Annotated in this window: 19 protein-coding genes; 4 read left to right on the top strand and 15 right to left on the bottom strand. The window is 62.8% G+C overall.

Annotation, left to right across the window (positions count from 1 at the left end; genetic code table 11):
- Nucleotides 1-145 precede the first annotated feature (145 nt).
- The 8 genes from ACQY46_RS12860 to ACQY46_RS12825 all read right to left on the bottom strand — a co-directional run bounded on the left by ACQY46_RS12860 (nt 146) and on the right by ACQY46_RS12825 (nt 14,091).
- A complete protein-coding gene (locus ACQY46_RS12860; protein WP_428696437.1) occupies nt 146-1,459 on the bottom strand; it encodes a nucleotide sugar dehydrogenase in 1,314 nt (437 codons plus the stop codon).
- A gap of 141 nt (nt 1,460-1,600) precedes the next feature.
- The gene (locus ACQY46_RS12855; RefSeq protein ID WP_428696436.1) at nt 1,601-4,360 is read right to left on the bottom strand and encodes a polymorphic toxin type 4 domain-containing protein; all 2,760 of its coding nucleotides are present in this window, start codon (nt 4,358-4,360) and stop codon (nt 1,601-1,603) included.
- Nucleotides 4,361-4,369: 9 nt separating this feature from the next.
- Nucleotides 4,370-7,240, bottom strand: a complete 2,871-nt coding sequence (locus ACQY46_RS12850) for a hypothetical protein (protein WP_428696435.1) — start codon at nt 7,238-7,240, stop codon at nt 4,370-4,372.
- A 58-nt stretch (nt 7,241-7,298) separates the two neighbouring features.
- A complete protein-coding gene (locus tag ACQY46_RS12845; protein ID WP_428696434.1) occupies nt 7,299-8,378 on the bottom strand; it encodes a toprim domain-containing protein in 1,080 nt (359 codons plus the stop codon).
- A gap of 237 nt (nt 8,379-8,615) precedes the next feature.
- Nucleotides 8,616-9,827 carry an AGE family epimerase/isomerase gene (locus tag ACQY46_RS12840; RefSeq protein WP_428696433.1) on the bottom strand — a complete coding sequence of 404 codons (1,212 nt, stop codon included), beginning with the start codon at nt 9,825-9,827 and terminating at the stop codon, nt 8,616-8,618.
- Nucleotides 9,828-9,896: 69 nt separating this feature from the next.
- A complete protein-coding gene (locus ACQY46_RS12835) occupies nt 9,897-11,396 on the bottom strand; it encodes a phosphomannomutase/phosphoglucomutase (RefSeq protein ID WP_428696432.1) in 1,500 nt (499 codons plus the stop codon).
- Between the two features lie 66 nt (nt 11,397-11,462).
- On the bottom strand, nt 11,463-12,893 hold the full coding sequence (locus ACQY46_RS12830; protein WP_428696431.1) for a mannose-1-phosphate guanylyltransferase/mannose-6-phosphate isomerase: 1,431 nt from the start codon (nt 12,891-12,893) through the stop codon (nt 11,463-11,465).
- A gap of 118 nt (nt 12,894-13,011) precedes the next feature.
- The gene (locus ACQY46_RS12825; protein WP_428696430.1) at nt 13,012-14,091 is read right to left on the bottom strand and encodes a hypothetical protein; all 1,080 of its coding nucleotides are present in this window, start codon (nt 14,089-14,091) and stop codon (nt 13,012-13,014) included.
- 276 nt (nt 14,092-14,367) lie between these two features.
- Here ACQY46_RS12825 and ACQY46_RS12820 point away from each other — a divergent pair, with 276 nt between their 5' ends.
- A complete protein-coding gene (locus ACQY46_RS12820) occupies nt 14,368-16,527 on the top strand; it encodes a methyltransferase domain-containing protein (RefSeq protein WP_428696429.1) in 2,160 nt (719 codons plus the stop codon).
- A 185-nt stretch (nt 16,528-16,712) separates the two neighbouring features.
- On the opposite strand, the gene ACQY46_RS12815 is transcribed toward ACQY46_RS12820, so the two are convergent.
- The 7 genes from ACQY46_RS12815 to rfbC form a co-directional block, all read right to left on the bottom strand.
- A complete protein-coding gene (locus tag ACQY46_RS12815; protein ID WP_428696428.1) occupies nt 16,713-17,576 on the bottom strand; it encodes a hypothetical protein in 864 nt (287 codons plus the stop codon).
- 43 nt (nt 17,577-17,619) lie between these two features.
- The gene (locus ACQY46_RS12810; protein WP_428696427.1) at nt 17,620-18,381 is read right to left on the bottom strand and encodes a class I SAM-dependent methyltransferase; all 762 of its coding nucleotides are present in this window, start codon (nt 18,379-18,381) and stop codon (nt 17,620-17,622) included.
- Between the two features lie 252 nt (nt 18,382-18,633).
- A complete protein-coding gene (locus ACQY46_RS12805) occupies nt 18,634-19,770 on the bottom strand; it encodes a rhamnan synthesis F family protein (protein WP_428696426.1) in 1,137 nt (378 codons plus the stop codon).
- A 10-nt stretch (nt 19,771-19,780) separates the two neighbouring features.
- Nucleotides 19,781-20,650, bottom strand: coding sequence for a glucose-1-phosphate thymidylyltransferase RfbA (gene rfbA, locus ACQY46_RS12800; protein WP_428696425.1), 870 nt, complete (start codon nt 20,648-20,650; stop codon nt 19,781-19,783).
- A gap of 131 nt (nt 20,651-20,781) precedes the next feature.
- The gene (gene rfbD, locus ACQY46_RS12795; protein ID WP_428700483.1) at nt 20,782-21,657 is read right to left on the bottom strand and encodes a dTDP-4-dehydrorhamnose reductase; all 876 of its coding nucleotides are present in this window, start codon (nt 21,655-21,657) and stop codon (nt 20,782-20,784) included.
- A gap of 8 nt (nt 21,658-21,665) precedes the next feature.
- The gene (locus ACQY46_RS12790) at nt 21,666-22,688 is read right to left on the bottom strand and encodes an NAD-dependent epimerase/dehydratase family protein (protein ID WP_428696424.1); all 1,023 of its coding nucleotides are present in this window, start codon (nt 22,686-22,688) and stop codon (nt 21,666-21,668) included.
- A gap of 65 nt (nt 22,689-22,753) precedes the next feature.
- Nucleotides 22,754-23,311 (bottom strand): dTDP-4-dehydrorhamnose 3,5-epimerase, encoded by a 558-nt coding sequence (rfbC, locus tag ACQY46_RS12785; RefSeq protein WP_428696423.1) that lies wholly within the window; start codon nt 23,309-23,311, stop codon nt 22,754-22,756.
- A gap of 297 nt (nt 23,312-23,608) precedes the next feature.
- On the opposite strand from rfbC, the gene ACQY46_RS12780 reads away from it, so the two are divergent.
- The 3 genes from ACQY46_RS12780 to ACQY46_RS12770 all read left to right on the top strand — a co-directional run bounded on the left by ACQY46_RS12780 (nt 23,609) and on the right by ACQY46_RS12770 (nt 26,299).
- Entirely contained in the window at nt 23,609-24,709 is a 1,101-nt protein-coding gene (locus ACQY46_RS12780) for an NAD(P)/FAD-dependent oxidoreductase (protein ID WP_428696422.1), read from the top strand.
- Nucleotides 24,710-24,863: 154 nt separating this feature from the next.
- Nucleotides 24,864-25,649: an ABC transporter permease gene (locus tag ACQY46_RS12775; protein ID WP_428696421.1), complete on the top strand. Its 786-nt coding sequence runs from the start codon at nt 24,864-24,866 to the stop codon at nt 25,647-25,649.
- Nucleotides 25,646-26,299, top strand: a complete 654-nt coding sequence (locus ACQY46_RS12770) for an ABC transporter ATP-binding protein (RefSeq protein WP_428696420.1) — start codon at nt 25,646-25,648, stop codon at nt 26,297-26,299. Before ACQY46_RS12775 ends, ACQY46_RS12770 begins: the two co-directional genes overlap by 4 nt.
- Nucleotides 26,300-26,307 lie beyond the last annotated feature (8 nt).

Raw genomic sequence — 26,307 nt, 5'->3', positions numbered from 1 at the left:
TTGTCCGCCCGGTCCGGGCAAGGAATGCGACCGCGTCCGGTCGAACGGTGGGTTAGCCGACCGGGGGGAAAAATACAATCACCGGCGCGCAAGAGCCGCGCCGGCAGACGCCTTCGGCCTCCCGCTCACCCTTGGCAAACCACCCTCAGGCGCGGGTCACCTTGGGGTCGCTTGCCGGATAGCGGCCGCGCGTGTCGACGATCAGCGGCGCGACACGGGCGATCATCTCGTAGTCGAAGGCGTCGTGGTCGGTCGCGATGATGACCGCGTCCTGGGCCGCGACCGTCGCCTCGTCGGCGACGACGCTTTCAAGCCGCGTACCATCTGCAAGCACCAGCCGCGGCACGAAGGGATCGGCGTAGGAGAGCACCCCTCCCCGTTTGGCGATGCCGTCCATCACCATCAGGCTGGGCGACTCGCGAATGTCGTCGATGTTCTTCTTGAAGGCAGCGCCGAGCACCAGCACGCGAGACCCGTTCAACGCCTTGCGATGGCCGTTGAGCGCGTCCATCAGCTTCTCGACGATGAAGTCCGGCATATAGCGGTTGATCTCGCCGGCGAGCTCGATGAACCGGGTGTGCAGCCCGTATTCGCGCGCCTTCCAGGTCAGGTAGAACGGATCGACCGGAATGCAGTGACCGCCGACGCCGGGGCCGGGATAGAAGGCGGTGAAGCCGAAGGGCTTGGTGGCGGCGGCGCGGATCACGTCGAAAATATCGATGCCCATGCGGTCGGCCAGCGTCTTCATCTCGTTGACGAGGCCGATATTGACCGCCCGGTGGATGTTCTCCAGCAGCTTGGTCATTTCCGCGACGCGGGTCGAGGCGACGGGCACCAGCGTGTCGACCGCCCCGCCATAGAGCGCCTGCGCCGCCGCAAGGCAGTTCTGCGTCACGCCGCTCACCACCTTGGGGATCTGGCGAATGCCGAAGCTAGCATTGCCCGGGTCCTCGCGCTCGGGCGAATAGACGACGAAGATGTCCTCGCCGACGACAAGATCGTCACGCGCCATCTCCGGCAGCATGTCGTCCTCGGTGGTGCCGGGATAGGTGGTCGATTCCAGCGCCACCACCTGGCCGGCGCGCAGATGCGGGCGGATGCGCCGCGCCGCGTCGAGGATGTAGCCGATATCGGGATCATGAAAACGGCCGAGCGGCGTCGGCACGCAGATGATCAGCGCGTCGCACCCGGCCGAACGGGCAAAGTCGTCCGTCGCCTCGAAGGCGCTGGCGAAACGCACCTCCTCGCGGGTCTTGCCGACATAGCGGCGGAAGCCGCGATCGGCGTTGAGTTCGGCGATCTTGGCCGTGTCGACATCGAAACCGATGACCGCATGGCCCAGTTCGGAAAAGCGCAGGGCAAGCGGAAGGCCGACATAGCCGAGACCGATGATGCCGATCACGGCGGTGCGGTCGTCAAGGCGCTGGCGCAGGTCGGTGAGTGCCTGGGGTGCGGTCATTTCGGCTGCCATCGGTGAAACGGGTCAGGGTCGGAACCTGCCGTGTCGCACAGGCAGGGCGCGGCGGCAAGAGCGATGCCGGCGGGACGCCCTGCGCCGGGCAAAAGAGGTGCTTGTCGCCCCTCCATCACGGACGAACGTTCATTCGGCCGTGGCGCCCTTGGCGGCTTTCGCCTTGGCGGTCTTTGACTTGGTGAAAGACGCCCACTTCTGGACCAGGCGGACGAACATCTCGCGCCGGCGATCGGCGATCGCGACAGGCAGATCGTTCATGGGCAGATGGCTGAACGCTTCGGGATCGACATATGTGAGATCCTCCGCCAGGGAGACCAAAGGTTTCTCGGCGCTTCCCTCCACGCGGATGCCGGTGGTCAGCACCGTGCGGCTCTCCCCGCCAAACACGGCCTCGACCCGGTAAGTGATCTGCTTCAACCTCAGGGAGCGCGAATGCAGGCTCGTCGTCGTGACGAGCTTGTAGGTCACTCCGCGCAACTGGTTCTCGTGGAGAATGCGCAGGAACTCCTCTATCCCGAGGTTCTGCAGGATCTGATTGACGTCCGAGGGCGCATAGGCAATGGCGTAGAAGCTTTCGAAACCGGTGCCCTGCCCCTGGGAGTGGGCGAGTTCCATGCGCGACGTGGCGTAAGACGGATCCATTTCGCCTCGGCGAAAATAGGCCCGCTCGAAATACTTCCGCTTCGACGAGGGGCCGAGCACGCTCTCGATCACCGTGGCCGGCTCGTCCCCCGCCGTGCGCCAGACACGCTCGCCGTTGGGAAACTCGAGAACGATGCCGTTCGGCACGAGGTCCGGCGGATGTTCCGGATCGATGACGACCCGTTTCCATCGCTCGGGCGCAAGCGACCAGGTTTTCTGCCGGACCGGCCCGATGAATGTCTCCCGGCTGCCCAGCGCGGCCGGACGCCCGCGCGGCGGCCGGACCACCGCCGGGCTCCCCGTCGTCAAGGGGGATGCGGGTACGGTCGTCCTGTCGAGGGCCTGGCGCATGGTCCGGCTGGCGCGCGCACGCGCCAAGGCGGCATCGGGATCGCGTCCCGCCGCACGCGCCGTACCGCGCGTGATCGCTTCATCGAGAAAATCGTAGCTCTTGCGGATGAACCCCAATTTCCTCCACTCCCCCTGAAGGCGGGCAAAGGCGTTCGGGTTGACGGCCATCCGGCGAGCGAGGTCGTCCTCCAGCGGCGCCATTCCGCCGAAGCCGGCGGCATAGTCTTCCAGGCGCTTCCTGTCGGCCTGGAAGGCGGCGTTTGGTGCCGCCGCTTCCGCCGCCGGCGGCGATTGCACCGCGACCTCGGGTGCGGCAGGAGGAAGGTCGACCGGCCGGGGCGCTTCAACCGCGTCCACTGGCGAGGGAGCTGTTGCGCGGGTTGGCGCAGGGGTCGGCGGAACCGGGGGGGCGCCCGCCAGGGTGAACCGTGTCAGGCCGACCTCGCCGGACGGCAACCTGCGACTGGCCGCGCGCGCCGCCTCCAGCGCCTTGACGGAAGCCTCGCGCAATTCGCCGAGCGCCCGGCCGCGGCGGATTGCTGCGGCCCCCTGCGCAAGACCGGCCACGCCGACCGGCAGCATGACAAGCGACAGCGCCCCGAGCCACCAGCCGAGCCGCGCGGTTTCCGGATCGCTTGCAACGAGAAGGGAGGCATCGACCATCGCAAGACGATTGAACTGCTCGCGCTCAAAATTCTGCCCCTCGACCATGCCCTCGTGCACGGAAATCGCGGCGGTCTGAAAGCCCAGATCGACAATACCAATCACGATCCCCGCCAGCAGCCCGCCGACGCCGAACGAGGCAATCGTGATCGCCACGGCCAGCACCGTTGCCCGTGCGGCGAAGGTATCCGCTTCCGTCCAGCTCCTGCTTGCCTCCGTGATCAACTCGCCGAGAAGGGTCCGGACACCGGAGCCGGGCGCATCTTCCGCAGCGATGATGTCGGCGGCCATGACCAGGAGCGGCCGGAATTTCGACCAGTCCACCTGCCCGGAGAGTTCGTCTTCCAGCTCGAAGGCGGTGGCGCGGCACTGGCCGATACACAGGCCGACAATGCGTCTCATGGCGGCCGCCCTGGGACCGGCCGGCAGGCCGAGAGTGTCGACAAGGGCTCCAGGCAGCGCCGGGTGCGTGCGTTCCCGCCAGGGCCCAAGATGCTGGACGATCAGAAGCACGGGATGACGGAGGTAGAGCGCTTCCCGCAGGGCCTCGTCGCTCGTCGCTCCACGCCCTTCCAGAACGCGACATCTGGGATCGGCAGGCGCCTCGCCTCCCTCGAGACCGCGCCAGGGAACATAGCCCACCGCAGCCCACACAAGCCCCGCCTTGTCGCCCCGTTCGGCCAGGTCTCGCTCGTGGCGGTCGGCAGGCAGGTCGTGCGACTGCGGACCGGCGACGGCCGGCGGGCCTGCCACCGCATCTTCGGCAACCGACCGATAAGGCGGCAGTTCCGGCAGGGCGGACACCTCGTCATAGAACGGCACAAAACGCGCCCGCGAGACGAAGGGCAGCCAGTCGCGCATGGCACGCGTCAGATCCTCGATCTCGGACGCGGCAGCCGGACCCCGCAAGTAGCGTTCGCCGAGGTCATCGGCAACCGCGCGCATGCGCTCGAAGGCCGACACGCCGCATTGCCCGGCCGCCGCTTCCAGGGCATCGCGCAAGGCCGCCCGGTCGACCTCGAAATCCGTCTCCGAATAGGCGGTTGCGAGCAGCCCCGACCTTGCGACACCACCCACACCGGTCCAGTCGTCAGCGGACCGCGTGAAAGGCCGCAGGTGTTTCAGCGGAACAGCCTTGCGGGCGGCAAGAATGGCCGGTCCCCGCGTGCGCAGCCGGCACAGGACCGACGCGAGTTCAAGATCGTCGGGACAGCCGGGAACCATTTCCATGGGACGGGACTACGGACGGGAAGGCGTCGCGGGACCGCCATCGTCGTCGCCGTCCTGCGCATCGTCGAGCGCCGCAAGACCGGCGAGGCGATCCGCACCGGCAATGACGGTCATCCGGTCGATATCCGGGTCCCCGAGACGACCTTCCGCAAGGCGCGCGGCGTAGCGTCCGTTCTCCAGCCGCCTGGAGAGCACGTCCTCATAGGCCGACAGGACATCCATGTAGCGGTGCATGGCCTTGAACGGCTCAAGCGAGGACATCGTGTCGACCTCGCGGGTGAGAACGACATCGTTCGAATCCACCAGGATGCGACGCGTATGAAGGTTGCGCAGGAGATAGTCGAAATACCGGTTGCGCAGCAGGTCGCGGGCGCGTTCCGGCAATTTCTCCCAGGTGATCTCGTCCGCCGGAAGGCCGTCGCCGATCGCGGAGCAGTCGGCGAACTGCGCCATGCAGGTCCGGATGACCTCGGGCGTGAAGATGCTTGCCGCCTGGTCCTCCCGCAGCGGGCCGGAACTCCATTTCAGGGCGCGCAGTTCCGGATCCTCCAGCACCGGCAACAGGCGTATGCTGACCTCGAACACCTGCCCTTCGGCCAGCACCGCGGCCGGGCTCTTCGGCTCGATCCAGCAGCGGATGCCCTGGAACTGGACGGGTCTTCCGGGCGTGAAGGGGACAAGCTCCACCTGTTCGAAGACGCCGGCGGCCTGCTCGACCTCGACCGCGAAGGCCGGCACCGGCGACGCGGCATGGACCAGGCGGAAATTACGCTCCTCCTGGCGCGAGGGCGACGCCACCGCATGGCAGGCCCAGTGCGCCGCATCGTCCAGCTGCGCCGGGCGAATGCGCGCGCTGATCTGCAGATAGGGCCTGCGGGCCAGATTGATCATGTCGATCAGCTGGTCCCATTGCTCGCTGAACTTCAGCCGGTAGATGCTGTAATTGCCGCTGAAGCCGATGGGCCCCGAAAGGTCGGCCAGGTCGGAAAGCGGACGTGTGTCGCTTGCAAAATCCTCGATGGCCGGCGCGAACGCCCCGTCGATCATGTAGCTGCCCGGCGCCCCGGTGGCGACGAACTCCCAGCGAACGGGAACCTGGATCTCGCGGAACCGCATCATGCGCGAATCCGGGTCCTCGGCCGACCAGATCGCCCGGCAGTAATGCAGGATGTTGTCGTAGACATGGGCGCGCAGGCGGCGCACCGAGCGCAGGAGGGTTTCGCGCTGCGCGCGCCGGGCCCGTTCACGCTCGACCTCGCGTTCATAGGCCTGCTGCATGTTCTGGAACAGATCGGGGATCGTGCCGCGCATATTGGCGTAAGTATCTGGAATGCCCGCGCGATCGCCCGGCGCCTGCCCGCTCAGCGACCCCATCAGCCGGTCGATGCGCGGGTCTATCGGCTCGCCGGCATCGTCGGCCGCTTCCCAGCTTCTTATGGTCTCAAGGTCGGCACGGAAGGACTCGTCCTTCAGCGCGGCCGCCAGGATCCAGTCGTGGCGGCGGATCCAGTCGGCGGTGATGTCCTTGGGAGCGGGCAACGGCTCGGCGACATAGACGACCGCGTTGACCTCGTTCAGGAAGCTCTGGATCTCGTACTGCCGCTGCAGGCGGGAGTAGATATAGGTGACGGCGATCTCATCGTTGGGATTGGTGATTTCGGAGTGGTGCGTGCGCTCCGTGCTGTCCTCCCTGTCCGTCGAGACAACGATCTTCGTCTCGGCTCTGATCCTGCTTGCGGACTTGCCGACGGCCTCGTTGAGAAAGGTCTTGGTGTCGCGGGAACTGTTGGAAACCTCGCCCCCCGCCTCGCCGTTCAGTCCTCCCGTCGCCACCTCGCCAAGCGGGCCGGCGATGTTGGCCTTGAGGTTCCAGTCGAACTGGCCGAACGCCTCGGCCACCACCTCGTGAGAGTCCTTGGACGAGGCCGAGGCTTCCGTCGATGTCTCGATGCCGCGTGTCGCTTCCGAGAGCCGGCCGGATTTCCGCGTCTGCACCACCTTGAGGCCGATCTTCTCCGACTGGCGGGGACCGAGCGGCAAGGTCCGCACGACATCCCCCGCCTGTGTCCCAAGCGGCACCCAGGTCTGGCGGTAGATCGTCTGAAAGCCGAAATTGACGCTTCCGGGACGAAACGGCGTAAACGGGTAGGCCGTCGGCAGCCTTTCGCCGAAGAGCGGCGCCTCTTCTCCCTCCCGTTCCGCGCCAAGCCGCGCGAACGGGCCGATCTGCTCGACAACAGCGGCTATTCCCTGAGCCCAGAATGCAACGGACTGGACATGCTCGAAATCCGCCACGCGAAGGGTGCTGTCCGCGCCAGACAGTGCGCGCAGCCGGCTGGTGAACCAGTTCCGCACGACGCGGCGGGCCCGGTCGACGAAGGGGAACCGCGCTTTCGCCGTCAGGTAGAGCTCGAACAGTGCCAGCCCCATCGAGGCGCGAAACGCCTCGGCGCATTGCGCGACCGCCTGACGGAAACTGGCCTGCACCTCGCTCTCGGCACGCAGATCGGTGAGGAAGATGACACCGTATTCTCCGTCGATCTCGAAGCGGATCGAGGTCGAGAGGTGTTCCGACTGCAGCACCAGCAGAAAGTCCTGCGGAAACAGGCGCACGAACCCGTCGAAATCGACCCAGCGATCCATGTCGACCGGTGCGTCCCGCGAAACTCCGGGGTCGGGCGTGCTGAAATGGACCAGTTGCGGCTCGAGAAGCGACCGGTAGGCGGCGAAGTCGTAGAAGGCCGTTTCCCGGATGGGCGCTTTCGCCCGCATCGTGGCGCCACCTCCCGGCGACAGGTTCAGGATGCCCTTCAGCAGGTCGTCGGGGATCGCGTCCCCGTCGGGACGCGCGATGTCCTCCAACGTCAACTTCTCGGGCATTGGTCCTGTCCTATGCGATCTGGTTGGCGTCGTGGCTGGGCATCCGGTTTTTCGGCCTCTACCCCGATCGCGGGACCGGCGAAGGTTTGCGCGAAAAGGGCTCAACGGAAACGTGCGGCGGCCTCAGGCCCAATGGCAGATGCAGGCTCGTCTGAGAAACCGGGGTCTCAATCGCAAGCTGGCCACGGTTGCGCGTCCTCCCCCCGGGCTTCCAGGCCTGGGCCCGAGACAGCAGATCGCGAACGCCGGCCTCTCCCTCGTTAAAGTCCGCCGCGTCGCCCTTGCGCGGGCCGCCGCGCCACTTGACCACGCGTATGTCCTTGCCCCCCAGCGCGGACAGACGCTGTGCCACGCGCTCCATGTGCCGGACGCCGATGCTGTCATTGTCCGGCCAAAGGTAGATCGTCTTGAACGCGGCCAGAGGCTTCAGGGCAAGGTGTGTGGGCGTGTGCAGGGCGCCGGTCAGCGTCCCTGTCGCCGCGAACCCCAGGCCGATCAGCGCCTCGGCCGCGACGACGCCCTCGGTCACGATGATTTCGGGTGTCCGCTTCGGGTCGACCGCCTCCAGCGCGAACAGCGGCAGGACGGATGCAACGGCATCCATCGTGACCGGCTTGCCAAGCACCCCCTTGGCATCCGTTTCGAACAGCGCGAACTCCTTGAACCGGCGCTTCTGCCGCGACAGCAGGACGCGCCGAACATGTACGACGCTCCGCCCGTCGAGCAAGGCGATGGGGTGGCGCTCCTCGCTCAGGACCCGCGATCCGTCCGGGCGAAGCTTTTTCGGATCAGCGGCGTCGCGATCCGCTTGCATGGCCGGTTTCCTGACCTCCGAGCGATGCCACCAGGGATCGGTAAAGAACGCATCGCGCCGCACCACGGCGGCCGGCACCCTGGCCTGGACAGGTGCAAATCCCAGCTGAATGGCCCGCTGGTGCCGCTTCTCGAAGGGGGTGCTTGCCGATCCGGCCGCGGCCTCGCGTGCCAGCGCGGCGACGACGGACCTGCGGACGGCATCGCTGGGCAACGCATCCAGCCAGGCGCGATGTGCAAGCACTTGCCGGGCTTCGTCAGGGAGTGCTGTCTTTTCGGAGGTTGTCGACGCAAACGACCGAAGAATATCCTGAAACAATCCCATAACCGGCCCCAACTCCCTGAAGAGAAGCCGCCGGATCAGAACCGGCCCGCTGAGATCAAATTCCGTCCGAAACCATTCCAGCATTGCAAGAAAAGCAGATAGCACGGCAGGTCAGTCAGTGAGCTTTGAACACCATTCAGGCTCTGTCAAAAGAAATCTGGGTGCCCGGGGCCGGGCCGAGCGACAACAGTCAGGGCATGGAACCCGGCGGGCCGCACGTCCCTTGCTCAAGGCGCATCATGCGCCCTCGGACGGCACCGCTGCGCCTGCCACCCGGTCGAGTTCGGAGATGGCGCAGACGATGTGGTAGAGCGAGCTTGCCGGTGCAGGCTCGTCGACGAAGCTGCCGTCCGCGCGCAGCTTGTCGCGCCACAGGCCCGGCGGATCGACGGCGAGATAGGTCTCCAGCGCGGCCACGGCCTTCAGGGCGTCGCCGGCACGGGCGGCGCGGGTCTCCTCGTCGCGCGCCTCCTCCATCATCACCAGCGCGGCCTTCATCCACTCGGTCTGGGCCCACAGGCGCGCGAGCGGGTCGAGGGGGGAAAAATCGTCCCGCAACTGCATGATCGCGACGCCCCGATCCGGGCAGATGCCGTGGCCGGAGGCGATGGAGAAGAGACGCGAGGCTGCGGAAAGCGCGTCCGCACGGTCGCGAGCCCGTCCCCACATGGTCAGGAGCCAGCACCATTCGAACTGGTGGCCGGGCTCGACGATGCGCCCCTCCTCGCCCGGGGCCGGTTGCCAATCGCCGCCGAAAAACTCCCGCAAGGCGCCTGTCACGGGATCGATGAAACGGGTGAGCGCCAGTTCCCCGATGCCATCGGCCATTTCCCGCCAGTGCGGATCATCGGAAACGGCCTCCCAGGCGAGCGCCGCCTCGAAGAGATGCATGTGCGGATTGGCCCGAAGCGGCAGGCGGCGCGGCGCGTCCTCCTCGAAACCGCCCGAGGGATGGGCAAGACGGGTAAAAAGACCGTCGCGCAGGCGGGCGGCTTCCCGCGAGAGGCGCTGTCGCATGCCATCGACGCGGGCGGCCGCATTCGCATAGGCGAAGAGCGCGAAGGCCTGGTCGTAAAGATCGAAGGATCGCGGTCCGCCTTCGCCCTCCGGCGACGGCAGGCGCAGGGTGGCGTCGGTGCAGCGGAAGTCAGCCTGGAACGCGGCGAGACCGCGCATCGCGATGCCGGCCGCATCGCCCTGCCAGCCGAGCCGCGCGCCCTCGATAAACGCGTAGACCTGCCTTGGCGGCACGCGCGGGCGCGCCGGGGCATCGCCCGGGCGTGCCGTGCCAAGGGCGAGGCTTTCGGCGAACCGCCCGCTGGGCGCATCGACCCCGGCCCGCGCCCACAAGGGCAGTGCCACGCCCGTCAGCCACCCGGCCAGGCGGTCGCGGGCCGCCGCGAGCCCCGCCCGCGGGTCGGCCGAGGCGTGTTGCGAGCCTGGCGTCACCTGATGCTCCTCCCCTCATGTCCACAGCGCCGGACTGTCGGCCGAAGCGCTGGCGCCGAACCGTCGGCGCTACAGGGTCTGATTGTACGCGCCCACTTCCGGGTTCTCGCGCAGGATGGCATCGACCGCCTTGAACATCTCGCGCAGGCGGGCATCGGATGCCGGGCTCTCGATGACGACCACAAGTTCCGGCTTGTTCGAGGAGGCCCGCACCAGTCCCCAGGTGCCGTCCTCGCAGGAGACGCGGACACCGTTCACCGTCACCAGATCGGTGATCGGATGGCCGGCGAGCGTCTCGCCCTTTTCGTGCATCGCCTTGAACCGGGCAATGACGCGCTCGACGACCTCGTATTTGATCTCGTCGGCGCAATGCGGCGACATGGTCGGCGAGCCCCAGGTCTTGGGCAGGGCGCGGCGCAGGTCGGCCATGGTCTTGTCCGGGTTTCGGTCGAGCATGTCGAGGATGGTCAGCGCCGAGACAAGGCCGTCGTCATAACCGCGGCCGATCGGCGCGTTGAAGAAATAGTGGCCCGACTTCTCGAAGCCGACCAGCGCGCCGATCTCGTTGACCCGCCGCTTCATGTAGGAATGGCCGGTCTTCCAGTATTCGGTGACCGCGCCGTTGCCCAGCAGCACGGGATCGGTGTTGAAGAGCCCCGTCGACTTGACGTCGACGACAAAACGGGCGCCGGGATGCAGGGCGGACAGATCGCGGGCCAGCATGACGCCGACCTTGTCGGCGAAGATCTCCTCGCCCTCGTCATCGACGACGCCGCAGCGGTCGCCGTCGCCATCGAAGCCGAGGCCGACCTCGGCACCGGTCTCCAGCACCTTGTCACGCAGGGCATGAAGCATCTTCATGTCCTCCGGATTGGGGTTGTAGCGCGGGAACGTGTGGTCGAGCTCGCAGTCGAGCGGGATCACCTCGGCGCCGATCGCCTCGAGCACGCACGGAGCGAAGGCACCGGCGGTGCCGTTGCCGCAGGCGGCGACGACGCGAATCGGGCGCGACAGTTTCGGCCGTTCGGTCAGGTCGGCGATGTAGCGCTCCGGAAACCCCTCGACGAAGCGGTAGCCGCCGCCCGTCCCTTCCCGGAACGAGGCGGTCAGCACGATCTCCTTGAGCCTGCCCATCTCGTCCGGCCCGAAGGTCAGGGGGCGGTCGATGCCCATCTTCACGCCGGTCCAGCCATTGTCGTTATGCGAGGCGGTGACCATGGCCACCGCCGGCACGTCGAGGGCAAACTGGGCGAAATAGGCCATCGGCGACAGGGCAAGGCCGATGTCGTGGACACGGACGCCGCCGGCCATCAGGCCGGAGATCAGGGCCATCTTGATCGAAGCGGAATAGCCGCGGAAATCATGGGCAACGACGATATCGGGCCGGGTGCCGCGCTCGTGCATCAAGGTGGCGATGCCCATGCCGAGCGCCTGGATCCCCATCAGGTTGATTTCTTTTTCAAACAGCCAGCGCGCGTCGTACTCGCGAAAGCCGGTGGCCTTGACCATCGGCTGGGACTCATAGGCGTAGGTGTTCGGCTTCAGCTCGGCAACGGGGACTGGCAGCATGAATTGTCCTCAAGGTCTGGGCGAGCGGGCGCCACGGCGCCCGCGCAACTGTCAAAAACTCGTCATTCAATCCGGCGAAACAGGGGCGGCGCTGTCCGAATAGCGCACGATGTCGTCGTCGCCTATATAGGCGCCCGACTGGATCTCGATGACGCGGGCGGGAACACGGCCCGGATTGGCAAGCCGGTGACGCGCGCCGACCGGCACATAGGCGGACTGGTTCTCCGTCATCAGCCGCATCTCGCCGTCGATCTCGATGGCCAGGGTGCCGGATACCACCACCCAGTGCTCGGCGCGATTGACATGGCTTTGCAGCGACATGCTCTCGCCCGGCTTGATCTCGATCTCCTGCACCTGGAAGCGCGTACCCTTGGCGATCTCCTCGCGCCAGCCCCAGGGCCGGTGGAGACGGCGATGCTCGCGCGTCTCGCGCCGGCCTTCCGCCTGCAACCCTTCGACCACCGTCTTGACGTCCTGGGCATGGCCCTTCTCGGCCACCAGCACCGCATCCTTGGTGGCGACGACCATCACATGATCGAGGCCGACGACGGAGACCAGCGCTGCATCGCTGACCACGAGATTGTCGCGCGCCTTGACGAACCGCGCCTCGCCGAGAACGCTGTTGCCGTCCTCGCCCTTGTCCAGCGCCTCCCAGACGGCCGACCAGGAGCCCAGGTCGCTCCAGCCCGGATCGGTCGGCACGCAGGCGATGCGGTCGGATTTTTCCATGATCGCATAGTCGATGGAAATGTTCGGAACGGCCGTGAACAGATCTGCGTCGAGACGGAGAAAATCCAGATCGCGGACGGCGGCGCCAAGCGCCGCGCGCACGGCGGCAAGCACGTCCGGCGCATGGCGCTCGAACTCGGCAATCATCGTGGCGGCGGAAAACAGGAAGATGCCGGCATTCCAGACATGCGCGCCGCCCTCGACAAAGGCCCGGGCCCGCTCAAGGTCCGGTTTTTCGACGAAAGCCTCGACCGGGCGCACGGCTGCCTCGCCGCCGTCCCCGCCGCCTGCCAGGCGGATATAGCCGTAGCCTGTGTTGGGTTCGGACGGGCGAATGCCGAACGTGACGATCTTCCCGGCGCGTGCGGCCGGGGTCGCCAGATCGACGGCGCGGGAAAAGGCGTCAACATCGCGCACCAGGTGATCGGACGGGGCCAGCAGCACCAGCGCGTCCTTGTCCCGCGCCTGCGCGACAAGGGCGGCGATGGCGGCAGGGGCGGCAGTGTTGCGGCCGACAGGCTCAAGCACGATCGTCGCCTCGGCCAGCGGTGCGCCGACCTCTTCCATCTGCTCGCCGACAAGAAACCGGTGCTCGGCATTCGTGATCACGATGGGCGGCGCATAGTCACGGCCGTGAAACCGGCCGAGCGTCTTCTGGAACAGGCTCTCGCCCTCGAAGATCGGCAGGAACTGCTTGGGCCGCGCCGAGCGCGACAGCGGCCAAAGCCGCGAACCGGACCCGCCGGACAGGATACAGGGGATGATCACGCGCGCTCTCTCGTCGACGGAGGCAGGCCAGGGGAAGGGCATGCCGTGCAGTGTTGTGCCAAACCCCGCACTGACAGGAGGTTAACCCGAAAGACAGGCGTTGCAAAACGACCCCGGATCAGACCTCTCCGCGCGCCAGCCGCCCCCAGAACCGGGCAACGGAACGGCGGTCTCCAAGCTCGCGGCTTTTGACGATACCGGCCGCGGCGAGCCCGCGCGCAGCCCTCCTGTCGCGGGCAAGCCCGAGCACCGCATCGCGAAAGGCGGCCGGCTCATGATCGACGACGAGACCGTCGACACCATGCGCGACCACCTGCGAGAACACCGCCGTCGGCGTGTAGATCCCGGCGGCCCCGGCAACGGCATGCTGGTGCAGCTTGATGATCGAGCGGCCGTTGTTGACCGGATTGACCGCGTAAGGCGCCAGCGCCACGTGGAAGCGGGCGCGGTCCAGCCAGGGCTGGAACGCGTCGAGCACCATCGGCGCAAGATGGGTGACGCGGGCCGAAGCGGGAAGCACCGCCGCGCCGGCCCGCCCCAGGAAGGTGGTGAGGCGCAGGGACGGCTCGATGGCCAGCGCCTCGGCAAGCCCCGGCGCGACGGCGGCGAAGTCGGCGAGATGCGTCGCCGTGCCGATGAACAGGACGCGGGTTTCGTCATCCGCTCCTCCGCCGGCGTCGAAATGGGACAGATCGCCCGATGGCGCGAGGTCGGCCGGATGCAGGAAGGCGCCGGGCAGCGGCGCCAGGCGTCCGAGCAGGCGCTCGTTGGGCGCCACGGCGATGTCGGCCAGTTCCGTCAGGGCAGAAAAATGGCCATCGAGAAACCGGGCGATGCGGGAGCGGTAGCTCGGATCCAGCCGCGTGTCGGAAGCCATCGCCCAGAGATCGTCGTCGAGGAGATAGGCGACACGTCCGCCCCGCGCCTTGAAGGCTGCCAGCCGCCGCAGGTCGCGCGCCGTCGTGTAGCGCACGGCGATGGCAAGGCCGGGCCCTGCGGAGGCGTGTGCCCTGCCCGTGCCGGCGGCGGCGCTGTCGGTCAGCGACAGGCCGTGCTGGCCGATTCGCCCGAGCCTCAGCCCCTCTTGCGCCAGTTCCCGCCTGCAGATTTCCACATAATGATAGCGCGTCGGATAAGCGGTCTTGGGCCGTCCGGTAAAATGGTCGAACGCGGTGAGAAGCGCGGCTTTCCTGAGCATGCGGGCCTATTCTCTTCGTCCGATCAAACGGCTCGGGGCAGCGGATGCACTTTTGCGGCACGCGGGCGCATCGCCCGGGGAGGTCTGCAACCCGGCAACAGAACACCGTGCGCGCCACCCCACGATTGCCTGTTGTTTCTCCGGTATGCTAGCAAAATTGAGGCAGCGCAAAGTGCACCGGGCGCGGAGCGCAACCGAACCCCGGTCGAACGAGCATAGTGGCGAGGATGATGCACGGATACAGGTCATCCAGCCGAAACGGCGAGCGTTCCCAGAATGCATGACACCGCTCTCGAAACCGGCAAGCTCTTTTTCGAACTCTACTGGCGCGACACATACGATCGCATCCTCGATATCGGTTCGATGAACGTGAACGGCACGCTGCGCGACGTGGCGCCGGCCGACTGCAGCTACATCGGAACGGACATCGCGCCAGGTCCGGCGGTCGACATCGTCACCAACACAGCGGAAGCCAGTCTTCCCTTCGCGGACGACAGTTTCGACGTCGTCGTGTCGACGTCCTGCTTCGAACACGACCAGATGTTCTGGCAAACATTCCTGGAAATGCTGCGGGTCGTCCGCCCGCACGGTTTCATCTACATCAACGCGCCATCCAACGGACCGTATCACGGCTACCCTTACGACAATTGGCGCTTCTACCCCGACAGCGGCCGCGCGCTGCAGGCGTGGGCGAAAAAGTCCGGCTTCAAGGGCTACAGGATGGTCGAGTCGCTCACCGTCCTGCGCCAGAGCGACGTCTGGAACGATTTCGCGCTCGTCTTCGCCGGACCGCAAGCCGAGTTGCCCAACGTCCTTCTGCAGGACCGCGACACCAACATCTACAATGCGCGAAACTGGAAATCCGACGAAATACATGTCTTCGCCGACAAGACGGAAGACATGCAGCTGTTCGACCGGCTGGCGGTCGAGAATGGCGAACTGCGACAGGAAACAGCGAGACAGAGCGAGGAAATCTCGAACAACCGGCACGAGATATCCACGCTGAGAACCAAGATCGAGCAGAATCCGCTTGTCCCGGTGGTTCACAATCTCAATCAGGACCTGCGTGACATGCGCGCAAAGGGCGAGGTGCAGGCCGGCCAACTGAACTCGGCAGAGCAGGCTCTTGCCGTTGCAGCGGCAGAGCAGCGACTGATACGTGCGGCCCTGGACGAGGCTCGCGACGAAAGCAGGAACCGGTCGGCCGAACTTGCAGCCAGCAACGCGCAGGCATTGTCGCTGACACAGGAAAACACACGCCTTCAGACCGACAACGCGCTCCTGCAAAACGGAAACGTCGCCTTGCAGGCGCACGTAGCCGAACTGCAAGCCCGGGCCACGATCGGGGAAGATGCGAGAAAATCCCTTGAGGCATCGCTCGCAGGCCGCACCGCCGAATTGCAAAACGCGGACAGCGCCTTGCATGACGCGAGATCGGAGCTGTCCGGCATTTCCGAAGTGGCTGCGGCAGCACTTCAAAAAACACCGCAATCAGACACCAAGCCTTCCCCTCTCTCGGCCGTGGCCTCCTTGCGTGACGAAGTGATGTCGCTTCGTGACCACATCGCGCGCTTGTCCGAGAAAGAACAACAAATGGAATTTCAGATTTCAAACCTCCAAAGGTCCCCCATGCGATCTGCTTTAAAATCTGTTCATCAGCTCCTTCACGGAGACCCTGAAATTTTCGAGAAAACAAATTTCATTCGAAATTCAAAAGCCTTTGAATTTCAGTACTACAAAGACGAAAACAAAATTTGGGGATCCAGAAATCGCTGCATCAGGCATTACCTACTCGCCCCGGACTTCCGGATTCTGAGGCCCACCCCGCTTTTTGACGGCATATACTACACTTCGACATATCAGGACGTTGCGGACTCCCAAGTCAATCCATTCTACCATTATCTTCGCTTTGGTGTCGCTGAAGGGCGCGATCCAAATCCGCTCTTCAGCACAGCGTGGTATCTCGCCCGCAATCCCGATGTAGCCAGCGGAACAATGAACCCGCTCACCCACTACCTGCGGCACGGAGCCAGGGAAGGGCGCGATCCTCACCCGCTGTTTTCGACAAACTGGTATCTCTCACAGTACCCGGACGTGAAGGAGGCGGGCGCCAACCCGCTCGCCCACTTCCTCCTCTACGGCGCTCCGGAAGGGCGCAATCCGAACCCGTATTTCGACAGCAAGTGGTACCTGGAGCGCAATCCCGACGTCTGGGAAGCCGGCGAGACTGCGGTCTGTCACTACCTGAAGGCAGGACACCGGGAGGGCCGCGACCCCTCGCCGCGGTTTTCTGCGAACGCCTACCGACAACGTCATCTTGACGGCAATCCGGATATCGAGCCGCTGTCGCATTTCCTGTCGTCCGGTCGCAGCGTCGCCGAACTGGAAATTGCTCCGTCCGCGGCCCGCGTGACGCTACAGCCGGCATCAGGCTAGCCCAATCTGCTCCCCTGAATGTACCCATTCATAGGCTTGCCCTGTGCACGTTGTGGTCCCTTCTCGACCTGGCTGCAAACTCGTTCGGCGTGAGCCCATCGAGGCTCGTGTGCGGTCGGCGCAGGGCGTCGTCTATTCTCCATGTCTCGATGACCTGGCGGGTATGGTGGCAGCTGCAGAACAGATCAACGGCCCAACAAAACACAAAACTCATTATGGTTACGAGGTGTTTCATATACCCTGGATACATTCAACTTTATCTCAGCCATCTCATACAAAACCGAAATCAAGTTTCGAAATGAAGTCGGTGTAAACTGCCAAGAATGGACATCGATATACTGCCCAATATTCGACTTCCATTCTTCTATGGCGTTGAGAACCCGCTGGGATGAAACGTGTTCAGGCCCATGATCGCCATCCCAGTGCCGGATTGCGTCATTATGGGTTGTCAATGCGCGGTGCTCGACAACGCTCTTCAGCGAGTGAATAGTGCGCCTTTCAACATGAGCCTGCATTACGTCGGAAATTGCCGAAGGCCGCAAGAAGTGATCAAAACAATACCTGCAATCAGGTATTATCATCGCATATAGACCATCATAATCCAGTATTTTTTCAATGGAAACCAAGTGCGAAATCAGGTCCGGCTGATGCTCGATAGAATGACTGGTAAAAATCAAACGATACTTCTTATCAACGACAGAAAGATCTCCAACAGGAGAAACATAATTTATGTCCGGAACACGCTCAGCGCTCTCCCCTAGCCCCTCGGCACGCACGCGAAGCGCATCTTTGTCCAAGACATCAAAATACTCCACACCTTGCCCGGAGAGTACAGGCTTGTGGAAAGGGCCGATTTCCAAAGCAGGTGTAAATGTAGAGATGAATTTCACAAAATCTCCGCGGCAGGCCAACGGCGATGCCAATCGACCTTCGGTCCGGCCATGCATTTCATAGTGATGCCAGAGCTGGCTGTCGTCGAGTTGGGCCAGATCGGAGTATACCCCTCTATAAAAAGCCGGATCAAACTCCGGATACTCATTCAATTGCATATTGATCTCCAACACAGGCAAGCAGCAACCGCGTAGCAGCTGCCTAAGTCCGTTTCTTGGCGACAAAAGTAATCGCCGGACCATTCGGGTGCAGCGGCTCATCCTGATCAACCTCGACATCAAAGCCAAGGGCATCAAACACGGCAAGCATCGAATCGCGCTCGATCCAACGCGTCACACGTTCAGCCCCTCCGCAGAAGCCCCGCCAATCGAGCACTTCCTGGATATACGTCTGCGCACTGGTCACGACATCAACACCACGATAGTTGGAGGTTTCCCTTTCTCCAAAGCGCGGCCTCAGATCCTCGCGTCCCCTTATAATTTCTTCGTCGTAGTAATGGGTCCAAATGCACACCGTCGACGAGCTACGACACATCCCCTCAATAAGAGCGACAGGATCAGACATATGATAGAGAACGCCGCAAGCTATGCATGTGTCAAAATTTACTGAACCGGATAGATACTTACCAAAATCACCAAGAATGAAATTAACTTTGTCCAGACTATATATGTTTTTTATAATAAGACACTTTAGATAAGCTCTTGTATTAGCCTCAATGGAAACGACGGACCCAGCGCCCCTCGTTTGGAGCATCAGAGAGTGGGCACCCTCAAGCGGCCCCAGTTCCAAGATCCGTTTTCCGGAGAAGCCGCCTGACGCCCGCTCGAAGAAATGCAATCTGGGATCATCGTAAAACTTCGGTTTTCCTTCATTGATCGTCGGAAAGGCGCTTGACCATTCATCGTCAAATATGTCGATCGCGTTCACTGCACTTGGCAGGCGCATATCATATCGTTCGTCCATAAATACGTCTCCTTTCACGTTCGCCCGCTTAGCGTCACCAGATATCTTTCGCAAAACTTTAAACTGATCCATATTTATACAATATTCTAAGAATCCCGTGGTAGTATTTTGACTGCCCCTTCTGTCTCAAGTCACTCATGACTTCATCCACAAACGGCAACCCAAGTCTTTCCATTATTTCATGCACTTGGGAAAGCCTGTAAACTTCGCGGAAAACTATATCCCTCTTTACAATGGGTGTTCCAAGGTATTTCAGGAAAAGAAATCCCCCAAATGTACCTGGTTTTTCTGACCAATCAGATCCAGGAATCGCTCCACAAATGCCCTCTTCTCGAAACTGCTCAATCCTTCAACCAGCTCTTTTACACGTGACAGATCAGATTTCATTTCTTCGATCAAGAACGGCGGCGTTACCGTTTTTCCGTGTTCAGCATCAATACACGATAGAGGAAGGGTGACGCCTTCCGACCGCCCCCCAACTGTGCCGATAGACATTGAGGCGGAGAACCTCGCCATCGGCGACTGTGAAACGGTGCGATCCATCAAGGCATAGAGTTCGCGTCGCAATAAATCCCGGAAGAAAACAGGGAGGAGATCGATCGACGCCTTCAGTTCTTCGAAGTTCACACCTTCCAGCCGCTCTCGGAGCATCGCAGCGTGAGCGATGATGGTAGGTTGAAAACCCGCCTTCCCGACAAGCATTTTAGTCAACCCGACTTCACCCTTGTGAATCGACCACCGCCGGGTGCTGATGGGCCTGTATTCTCTCCAGTATTTCAAAAACTGAGGATGATCGATAACCTCCCGGCCGAAGGAAATCAGGAATGACTGGACGTGGTAGTGATGCTCAAATACTTCTGTGAAACCGATGAAGGGTTGCGGGCCAACGAGTTTACGGAACACGTCTTCCAAGCCTTCCGGAAAATAGAAGACGCTGTCGTTCATCAGAATAAGTCGTTCGATGTTCTTATCGCGTTCACGCAGGAGATGAATGCCGTCCTTATAGGCTCCGAAATCACGGCCCAGGTTCTCGCGTTCAACGACAAGATGGCCACTGGCAGCCAATTCCTCTCGCATCGTGTCTGAAAGCTTCATGTTCGAAACGAACACGATGTTCACGCCCAGCTTGTTCAAAGCATCGATGGCCGTCCGCGTGAATGGCTGAAGGCCCAGCTTCGTGTAGACGACAAAGATTGCGTATCGCCCCCCCTCATAAAAAATCTCTCCGTCTGTCAAGCGGTTTAGGCGCCTGTCAAAAGAGTAGAGGCGCACATCAATTCTATTCTTTATTCGCCAATACAGCTCAATCGGGTATATGATAAATAAAAGCTTTATCATATACCAATAACTAGCTGAAAACCGGTAGACAAATCCTGAAATTTTCTTCATGTTGAGAGCATCACTTCTGCTTTACCAGACCAATCAGGTATCGGCCGTAGTTGGTCTTTGCCAGCGGAGCGGCGAGCCGCAACACATCCTCACGCGTGATCCAGCCATTGGCGTAGGCGATCTCTTCCAGGCAGGCAACCTTGAGCCCCTGACGGTGTTCGATCGCGCGGATGAATTCCGACGCCTCCATCAGCGATTCATGCGTGCCGGTGTCGAGCCAGGCGTAGCCGCGGCCGAGCTTCTCGACGCCGAGGCGGCCCTCCTCCAGATAGCGGCGGTTGATGTCCGTGATCTCCAGCTCGCCGCGTCCGGAGGGCTTCACCTCCCGGGCAAAACGCACGACATCGTTGTCGTAGAAATAGAGCCCCGAGACCGCCCAGTTGGATTTCGGCGCCTGCGGCTTTTCCTCCAGCGAGATCGCCTTGCCCTGTGCATCGAACTCGACCACGCCATAGCGTTCCGGATCCTGCACGTGATAGGCGAAGACGCGCCCTCCCGAGGTCAGCCGGGCCGCGTCGACAAGCAGCTCCGACAGGCCATGGCCATAGAAGATGTTGTCGCCCAGAACGAGCGCGCAAGGATCATCGCCGATGAAATCCTCGCCCAGGATGAAGGCTTCCGCCAATCCGTTCGGCTCGGCCTGAACCACATAGGAGAGACGGATGCCCCAGTTGGACCCGTCCCCGAGCAGCGCCTCGTAGGATGGCAGGTCCCGCTCCGTCGAGATGATCAGCACCTCGCGGATGCCGGCGAGCATCAGGATCGACAGCGGATAGTAGATCATCGGCTTGTCGTAGACCGGCAACAGCTGCTTGCTGGTCACAAGCGTCAGGGGGTAGAGGCGCGTCCCCGACCCTCCCGCAAGGATGATACCCTTCATGCCGGCCTGTCTCCCGTCAGTTTCTCAACAGCATTGTGCAGACGATGCAATCGCCTGCATCGATGACGCGCGGATGACCTCGCCCGGTCACCTGCGGCAGTCGCTGGCGATGAGACGCTTGGCGCCTCCTGCTAGCCGACATGCCCCTTCTCGCGCAGATACTCGTCCAGCGCCTCGCGCCAGGGGCGCTGCACGCCAATGGCCGAGGCCAGCTTCGCATTCGACAGGACGCTGTAGGCGGGGCGCCGCGCGGGCGTCGGAAACTCCGAGGACGGAATCGGCTCGACATCGGCTGCGACCCCCGCACGGGCAATGATCTCGGCCGCGAATTCATGCCAGGTGGCCGCATCCGAATTGACCACATGCCAGATGCCGGGGGAAACGCCCTGCCCCAGCATGGCGACGATGGCCCGGGCGATGTCCTTGGTCGAGGTCGGCGACATGTGCTGGTCGGCGACCACCTTCAGCTTGCCGCGCTCGCGGCCGAAGCGGAGCATCGTCTCCACGAAATTGCCCCCCTTGCCGCTGGCGCCCGCCACACCGAACAGCGAGGCGACGCGCAGCACCAGCGTGTCGTCGCAGGCGAGCCGGGCCAGGTCCTCGCCCATCGCCTTGGTCGCTCCATAGACGTTGACCGGCGCGCGGGCGTCGGTCTCTTCGAGCGGCGCGCGCTTGTCCTGCCCGCCGAAGACATAATCGGTCGAGACATGGACGAAGCGGGCCTTCTTCGCGGCCGCGATCTCGGCAAGCAGCGCAACGAGATGGGCGTTGATCGTCACGCCGGTCTGCGCATTGGCCTCGACCTCGTCGGTCTTGTGATAGCTCGAGCAATTGACCAGGGCATCGAATTCGAGGGGGCCGAGCACCTCACGGACACGATCGAAATCCGTCAGTTCCAGGCGGGCACGGTCGACGGCCAGGATGTCCAGCGGCGCGCCGGCCGCCTCGTTGACGCGGATGAGGTCGGTGCCGAGCTGGCCGTTCGGGCCAAGCAGGAGAATCTTCATCACGCGCCTCAGATCCTCAGCATGCCGCCGTTGACCTCAAGGTCCTTCACCCGGCGGTGCCATTCGATCAGTTCCTTGTACCAGGCAAGGGTGATCGTCTTGGTGGTCTTGTCGATGCGCCCTTCCGAAAGGGCCGCGTGCACGTCGCGGGCGCCGTCCTCGGCCGTCAGCTCGGCCTTGTAGCCAAGCGCCTCGATCTTGTCGAAGCCGACCCGGTAGGAACGGTGGTCGGGATCGCCATACCAGTCGATCTTGACCTCGTCGGGCAGAGTTTTCGCGACGATCTCCGCCAGCGGGCCGAGCTGGTAATTGTTGGCGTCCGAGCCCACATTGAAAATCTGGCCGTTCACCTTGTCCGCCGGCGCGGTCAGCATGAAGGCCTGTGCCCGCGCGGTGTCGCGCACATGCACCATCGGCCGCCACTGGGTGCCGTCGCGCATCAGGGGCAGGACGCCGGTCTTCCAGGCGCCGTAAACCATGCCGTTGATGGCAAGGTCGAAACGCATGCGGGGGCTGAAGCCGTAGACCGTCGCCTGGCGCAGCACGACGACGGTGAAATCGTCGTCGGCGAGCGGCAGAACGCCGTGCTCGGCCAGCTCGTTCGCCTTGGCATAGGTGGTCAGAGGGTTGGTCGGCGTGGTCTCGTCGGCGATCACGCCCGGTTCCTGGAAGCCGTAGAGGCTGCAGGAGGACGGCAGGATGTAACGCTTGACGCCGGCCGCCTTGGCAAATTCCGCGGTCTTGACGCGCGACTGGTGATTGATCGCGTAGGTTTCGTCGCTGAATTCCTCGCCCGAGGGATCGTTCGAGATCGCAACGAGGTCGATGACGTGATCGACGCCGGCGAACAGGGACGGATCGAGCAGGCGCGTGTCCTGCTGGACGATCTCAAGATTCTCGTGCTCGGGCAGCAGTTCACGGCCGAAGAAGTAGCGATCCACCGCCTTCACGGCATAGCCCTTGCCGAGCAGCATGGGCACGAGGGTGGTGCCGATATAGCCACCCGCTCCGGTTACCAGAACCTTTTCCATTCACACTCTCCCAGAGAGGGTTGCAATTCTTCGATCAGACCACCGCGGACATCCCGGGCAGACACTTAAAACCAGTGGACAACATCCTTGAAGAGGGGCTGCACCTTGTCCTTGTCGGACAGGACAACGTCGCTCTCCGCCATTCCCCAGTCGATTCCCAGATCGGGATCGTTCCAGCGAATCCCGAAATCGTGAGTCGGAGCGTAGTAGTTGGTCACCTTGTAGATGATCTCGGTGTCCGGCACGAGCGTCAGGATCGCGTGGGCGAACCCGACAGGCACGAGGATCTGGTTCCACTCCTCCGCAGAAATCTCAGCCGATACCCATTTCCCGAAGGTCGGAGACCCCTTGCGGATATCAACCGCCACATCCAGGATCCGCCCCCTCACGCAGCGCACGAGCTTGTCCTGGGCAAACTCCCCGCCCTGATAATGAAGCCCTCTCAGGGTTCCGGCCTGCGCTGAATACGATTGGTTATCCTGGATGAAGTCGAGATCAATACCGTTCTCTGAAAAAATGCTCTTGTTGTATACTTCAGAAAAAAACCCCCGATGGTCGCCGTGCTTCTTGGGCTTTATGACTTTCACGTCCGGAATTTCCAAGCTCTGCACATCTACAGTCATAAAACTTCCTCGCATCACGTGAGAAGAATTCAAGAAGCGCGCCAGACTCGCCGGCGTTTATAGTAGTCGACGCAACGGCGCACAAGGCCAATCAAGCCGCAATATTTCCCGTTCCAGCATCAGCAAAACTTACCAGTCAGCGCAAGATCGGACCCATCTATTCTGCGCAATTGCATCGAAGTGTGGCCATGACAGGGCGGCAGGCGAACTGCAGCATCCCCGCTTGTGGGAGAAGCCCGGATACCGTAAGCGGGAGCCTTCGGCCTCCCCTGCCAATCACCAATCGGGACATCTGGCGTGGCAGATATTGAAACCATCGTTATTGGCGCCGGCGTTGTCGGCCTGGCCAGCGCCCGGGCACTCGCCCGAGCCGGTCACGAAGTGATGGTGATCGAGCGCCATGGCCTCATCGGTTCGGAGACAAGCGCCCGCAACAGCGAGGTGATCCATGCCGGCATCTATTATCCCCGGGACAGCCTGAAGGCGCGCGCCTGTGTCGAGGGGAAGAAGCGTCTCTACGACTTCTGCGCCTCTCGCGACGTGCCCCACAAGCGTCTTGGCAAGCTGATCGTCGCGACATCCCCCGAGCAGGTCGAAACGCTGTCCGGGATCGAGCACAAGGCGTTGGCCAACGGGGTCGACGACCTGCGAAGGGTCTCCCGCGCCGAGGCACTGGAGCTTGAGCCGGCGCTGTCCTGCGAGGGCGCTCTTCTGTCCCCCTCGACCGGCATCATCGACAGTCATGCCCTGATGCTGGCGCTGCAAGGCGAATGCGAGGCACTGGGCGGACAGGTCGTCCTGAACACCGCCGTGACACGAATCATCACGGAAGCCGGCGGCGCCTACTGCCTGGAGACGGACAGTGACGGAGAAGGGTTTGCCATTACCTGTCGCAACCTGGTTGTCTCTGCCGGGCATGGCGCGATCCCGCTGCTGTCGACCCTCGGCGGCTTCTCCCCGCCAAAGGCCTACTTCGCGCGCGGATGCTATTTCTCGATCTCCGCGCGTGCGCCCTTTTCCCGCCTGATCTATCCCGTCCCCGAACCCGGCGGGCTCGGTGTCCACCTGACACTCGATCTCGGTGGCAATGCGCGTTTCGGGCCGGACGTCGAATGGATCGACGGGCTCGATCACAGCGTCGATCCGCGCCGCGCGGACAGGTTCTACGCCGAAATCAGGCGCTATTGGCCAGGACTTGCCGACGACAGCCTCAAGCCGGACTATGCCGGCGTCCGGCCGAAGATCTCGGCTCCCGGAGAGACCGCGGCCGACTTCCGGATAGACGGCCCCGCCGTCCACGGGCGGGCCGGACTGGTGGCGCTTTACGGGATAGAGTCGCCCGGCCTGACGTCGTGCCTTGCCCTGGCAGACATCGTCGTTTCAGAACTCGCCACCTGACGCCGGGTCTGCATGTCGGTTAAAATCGCATGCCATCGAATCGTCGCGTTGACGTAGCATGAAGCGCTCGCATGGCTGCCGGGGCTTGAGGTCAGTTGCTCCCGAACGGTCGGACTTCCGTCTTGCCGGCGAGCCGACGAATGAGGGTTGAGGCGTGCAGGCAGGGTTCAGGGACGCACTTGCGCAGCAGCGATCGGTGCTTGGCGCACTGATCCTGCGCGACATGCGCACGCGATTCGGGCGCACGGCGCTCGGCTTCGCCATCGCCGTCGCCTGGCCGCTGACGCATCTGCTGGTGATGGTCGGCATATGGACAGCGGTTGGACGAATCGTCCCGCTGGGCACCAACGGGACGATCTTTTTCGCCACCGGCATCATGCCCTACATTCTTTGCCTTTATCCTGGCAGAATGATGATGATGGCCATCGAACAGAACAAACCAATGCTTCTGTTTCCTGTCGTGAAAGTCATCGATATTGTCCTCGCGCGCGCTTTTCTGGAGATGGTGACGGCGATGTGCGTGCTGATCGTGTTTTGCGCGATCCTTTTCGTCAGCGGTGTAGACTTCATGCCCTACAAGCCGGAGGTCGCGATCTCGGCTATAGCCGTCACAATTGTTTATGGCGTTTCCTTCGGACTGCTCAGTTGCGTGGTGATGGTTCTCTTCCCGATGTGGGTGGCCGTCTTCATCGGCCTGATGATCCTGCAATGGGTGACATCGGGTGCCCTCCAACTTCCCACGATGCTGCCCTCATGGGCGCTGGACTATATGGTCTACAATCCTCTGTTTCACTGTGTCGGATGGCTTCGCAGTGCCTATTACGATGGATATGCGGACGGATTGTTGGATCCACTTTACGTTATCCAGAGCTCGGCGGTGCTTCTGTTCTTGGGCCTTCTAAGCGAGCGTGCCGTACGCGGGAAACTCTTGATGCAATGATTACGTTCGAAAACGTCTTCAAGTTCTACCGGACCCAGAAGACCCTCAAGGTCGTTCTTGATCACCTGTCGTTCAAGCTGAACAAGGGCACGAGCTACGGCATTCTGGGTGTCAACGGTGCGGGCAAGTCGACGCTGATGCGGCTGATGGCGGGCACCGAGATGCCCAATGCCGGACGCATTCGCCGTGATGTTCGGGTCTCATGGCCGCTCGGCTTTGCCGGAGGGCTGCATCACGCCCTGACCGGCCGCGAGAATGTGCAGTTCGTTGCGCGGGTCTATCGCCAGGATATCCGCAAGGCCGTGCGCTTCGTCGACGATTTCGCCGAAATCGGGGCCTATATCGACGCGCCGTTCGGCACCTATTCGTCGGGCATGCAGCAGCGCCTTGCCTTCGGACTGTCCATGGCGATCGACTTCGACTGCTACCTGATCGACGAGGTCATGGCGGTGGGTGATTCCCGTTTCCAGAAACGCTGCCAGGAAGAATTCAACAAGCGAAAGCAATATGCCGATGTCATCATGATCTCGCATGCGACCGAGCACATTCAGAATTATTGCGACCGGGGAGTGGTTCTGGCCAACGGCAAGATGTATTTTTTCGATGCTATCGATGAAGCAATCGAGATGTACAAGCAGCTGAACATGTAGCGCTGTGC

It is taken from the genome of Stappia sp., from assembly GCF_965276915.1.
GTDB lineage: Bacteria > Pseudomonadota > Alphaproteobacteria > Rhizobiales > Stappiaceae > Stappia.
This window is presented reverse-complemented; position numbering and strand designations above follow the sequence as displayed.

Coding starts and splice junctions, on each gene's coding strand:
- ACQY46_RS12845 (WP_428696434.1), bottom strand. CDS start 8,378: ATGGGATTGTTTCAGGATATTCTTCGGTCGTTTGCGTCGACAACCTCC.
- ACQY46_RS12855 (WP_428696436.1), bottom strand. CDS start 4,360: ATGGAAATGGTTCCCGGCTGTCCCGACGATCTTGAACTCGCGTCGGTC.
- rfbD (WP_428700483.1), bottom strand. CDS start 21,657: ATGAAGATTCTCCTGCTTGGCCCGAACGGCCAGCTCGGCACCGACCTC.
- ACQY46_RS12790 (WP_428696424.1), bottom strand. CDS start 22,688: ATGGAAAAGGTTCTGGTAACCGGAGCGGGTGGCTATATCGGCACCACC.
- ACQY46_RS12860 (WP_428696437.1), bottom strand. CDS start 1,459: ATGACCGCACCCCAGGCACTCACCGACCTGCGCCAGCGCCTTGACGAC.
- ACQY46_RS12850 (WP_428696435.1), bottom strand. CDS start 7,240: ATGCCCGAGAAGTTGACGTTGGAGGACATCGCGCGTCCCGACGGGGAC.
- ACQY46_RS12815 (WP_428696428.1), bottom strand. CDS start 17,576: ATGCAATTGAATGAGTATCCGGAGTTTGATCCGGCTTTTTATAGAGGG.
- ACQY46_RS12770 (WP_428696420.1), top strand. CDS start 25,646: ATGATTACGTTCGAAAACGTCTTCAAGTTCTACCGGACCCAGAAGACC.
- ACQY46_RS12805 (WP_428696426.1), bottom strand. CDS start 19,770: ATGAAGAAAATTTCAGGATTTGTCTACCGGTTTTCAGCTAGTTATTGG.
- rfbC (WP_428696423.1), bottom strand. CDS start 23,311: ATGACTGTAGATGTGCAGAGCTTGGAAATTCCGGACGTGAAAGTCATA.
- rfbA (WP_428696425.1), bottom strand. CDS start 20,650: ATGAAGGGTATCATCCTTGCGGGAGGGTCGGGGACGCGCCTCTACCCC.
- ACQY46_RS12820 (WP_428696429.1), top strand. CDS start 14,368: ATGCATGACACCGCTCTCGAAACCGGCAAGCTCTTTTTCGAACTCTAC.
- ACQY46_RS12810 (WP_428696427.1), bottom strand. CDS start 18,381: ATGGACGAACGATATGATATGCGCCTGCCAAGTGCAGTGAACGCGATC.
- ACQY46_RS12835 (WP_428696432.1), bottom strand. CDS start 11,396: ATGCTGCCAGTCCCCGTTGCCGAGCTGAAGCCGAACACCTACGCCTAT.
- ACQY46_RS12825 (WP_428696430.1), bottom strand. CDS start 14,091: ATGCTCAGGAAAGCCGCGCTTCTCACCGCGTTCGACCATTTTACCGGA.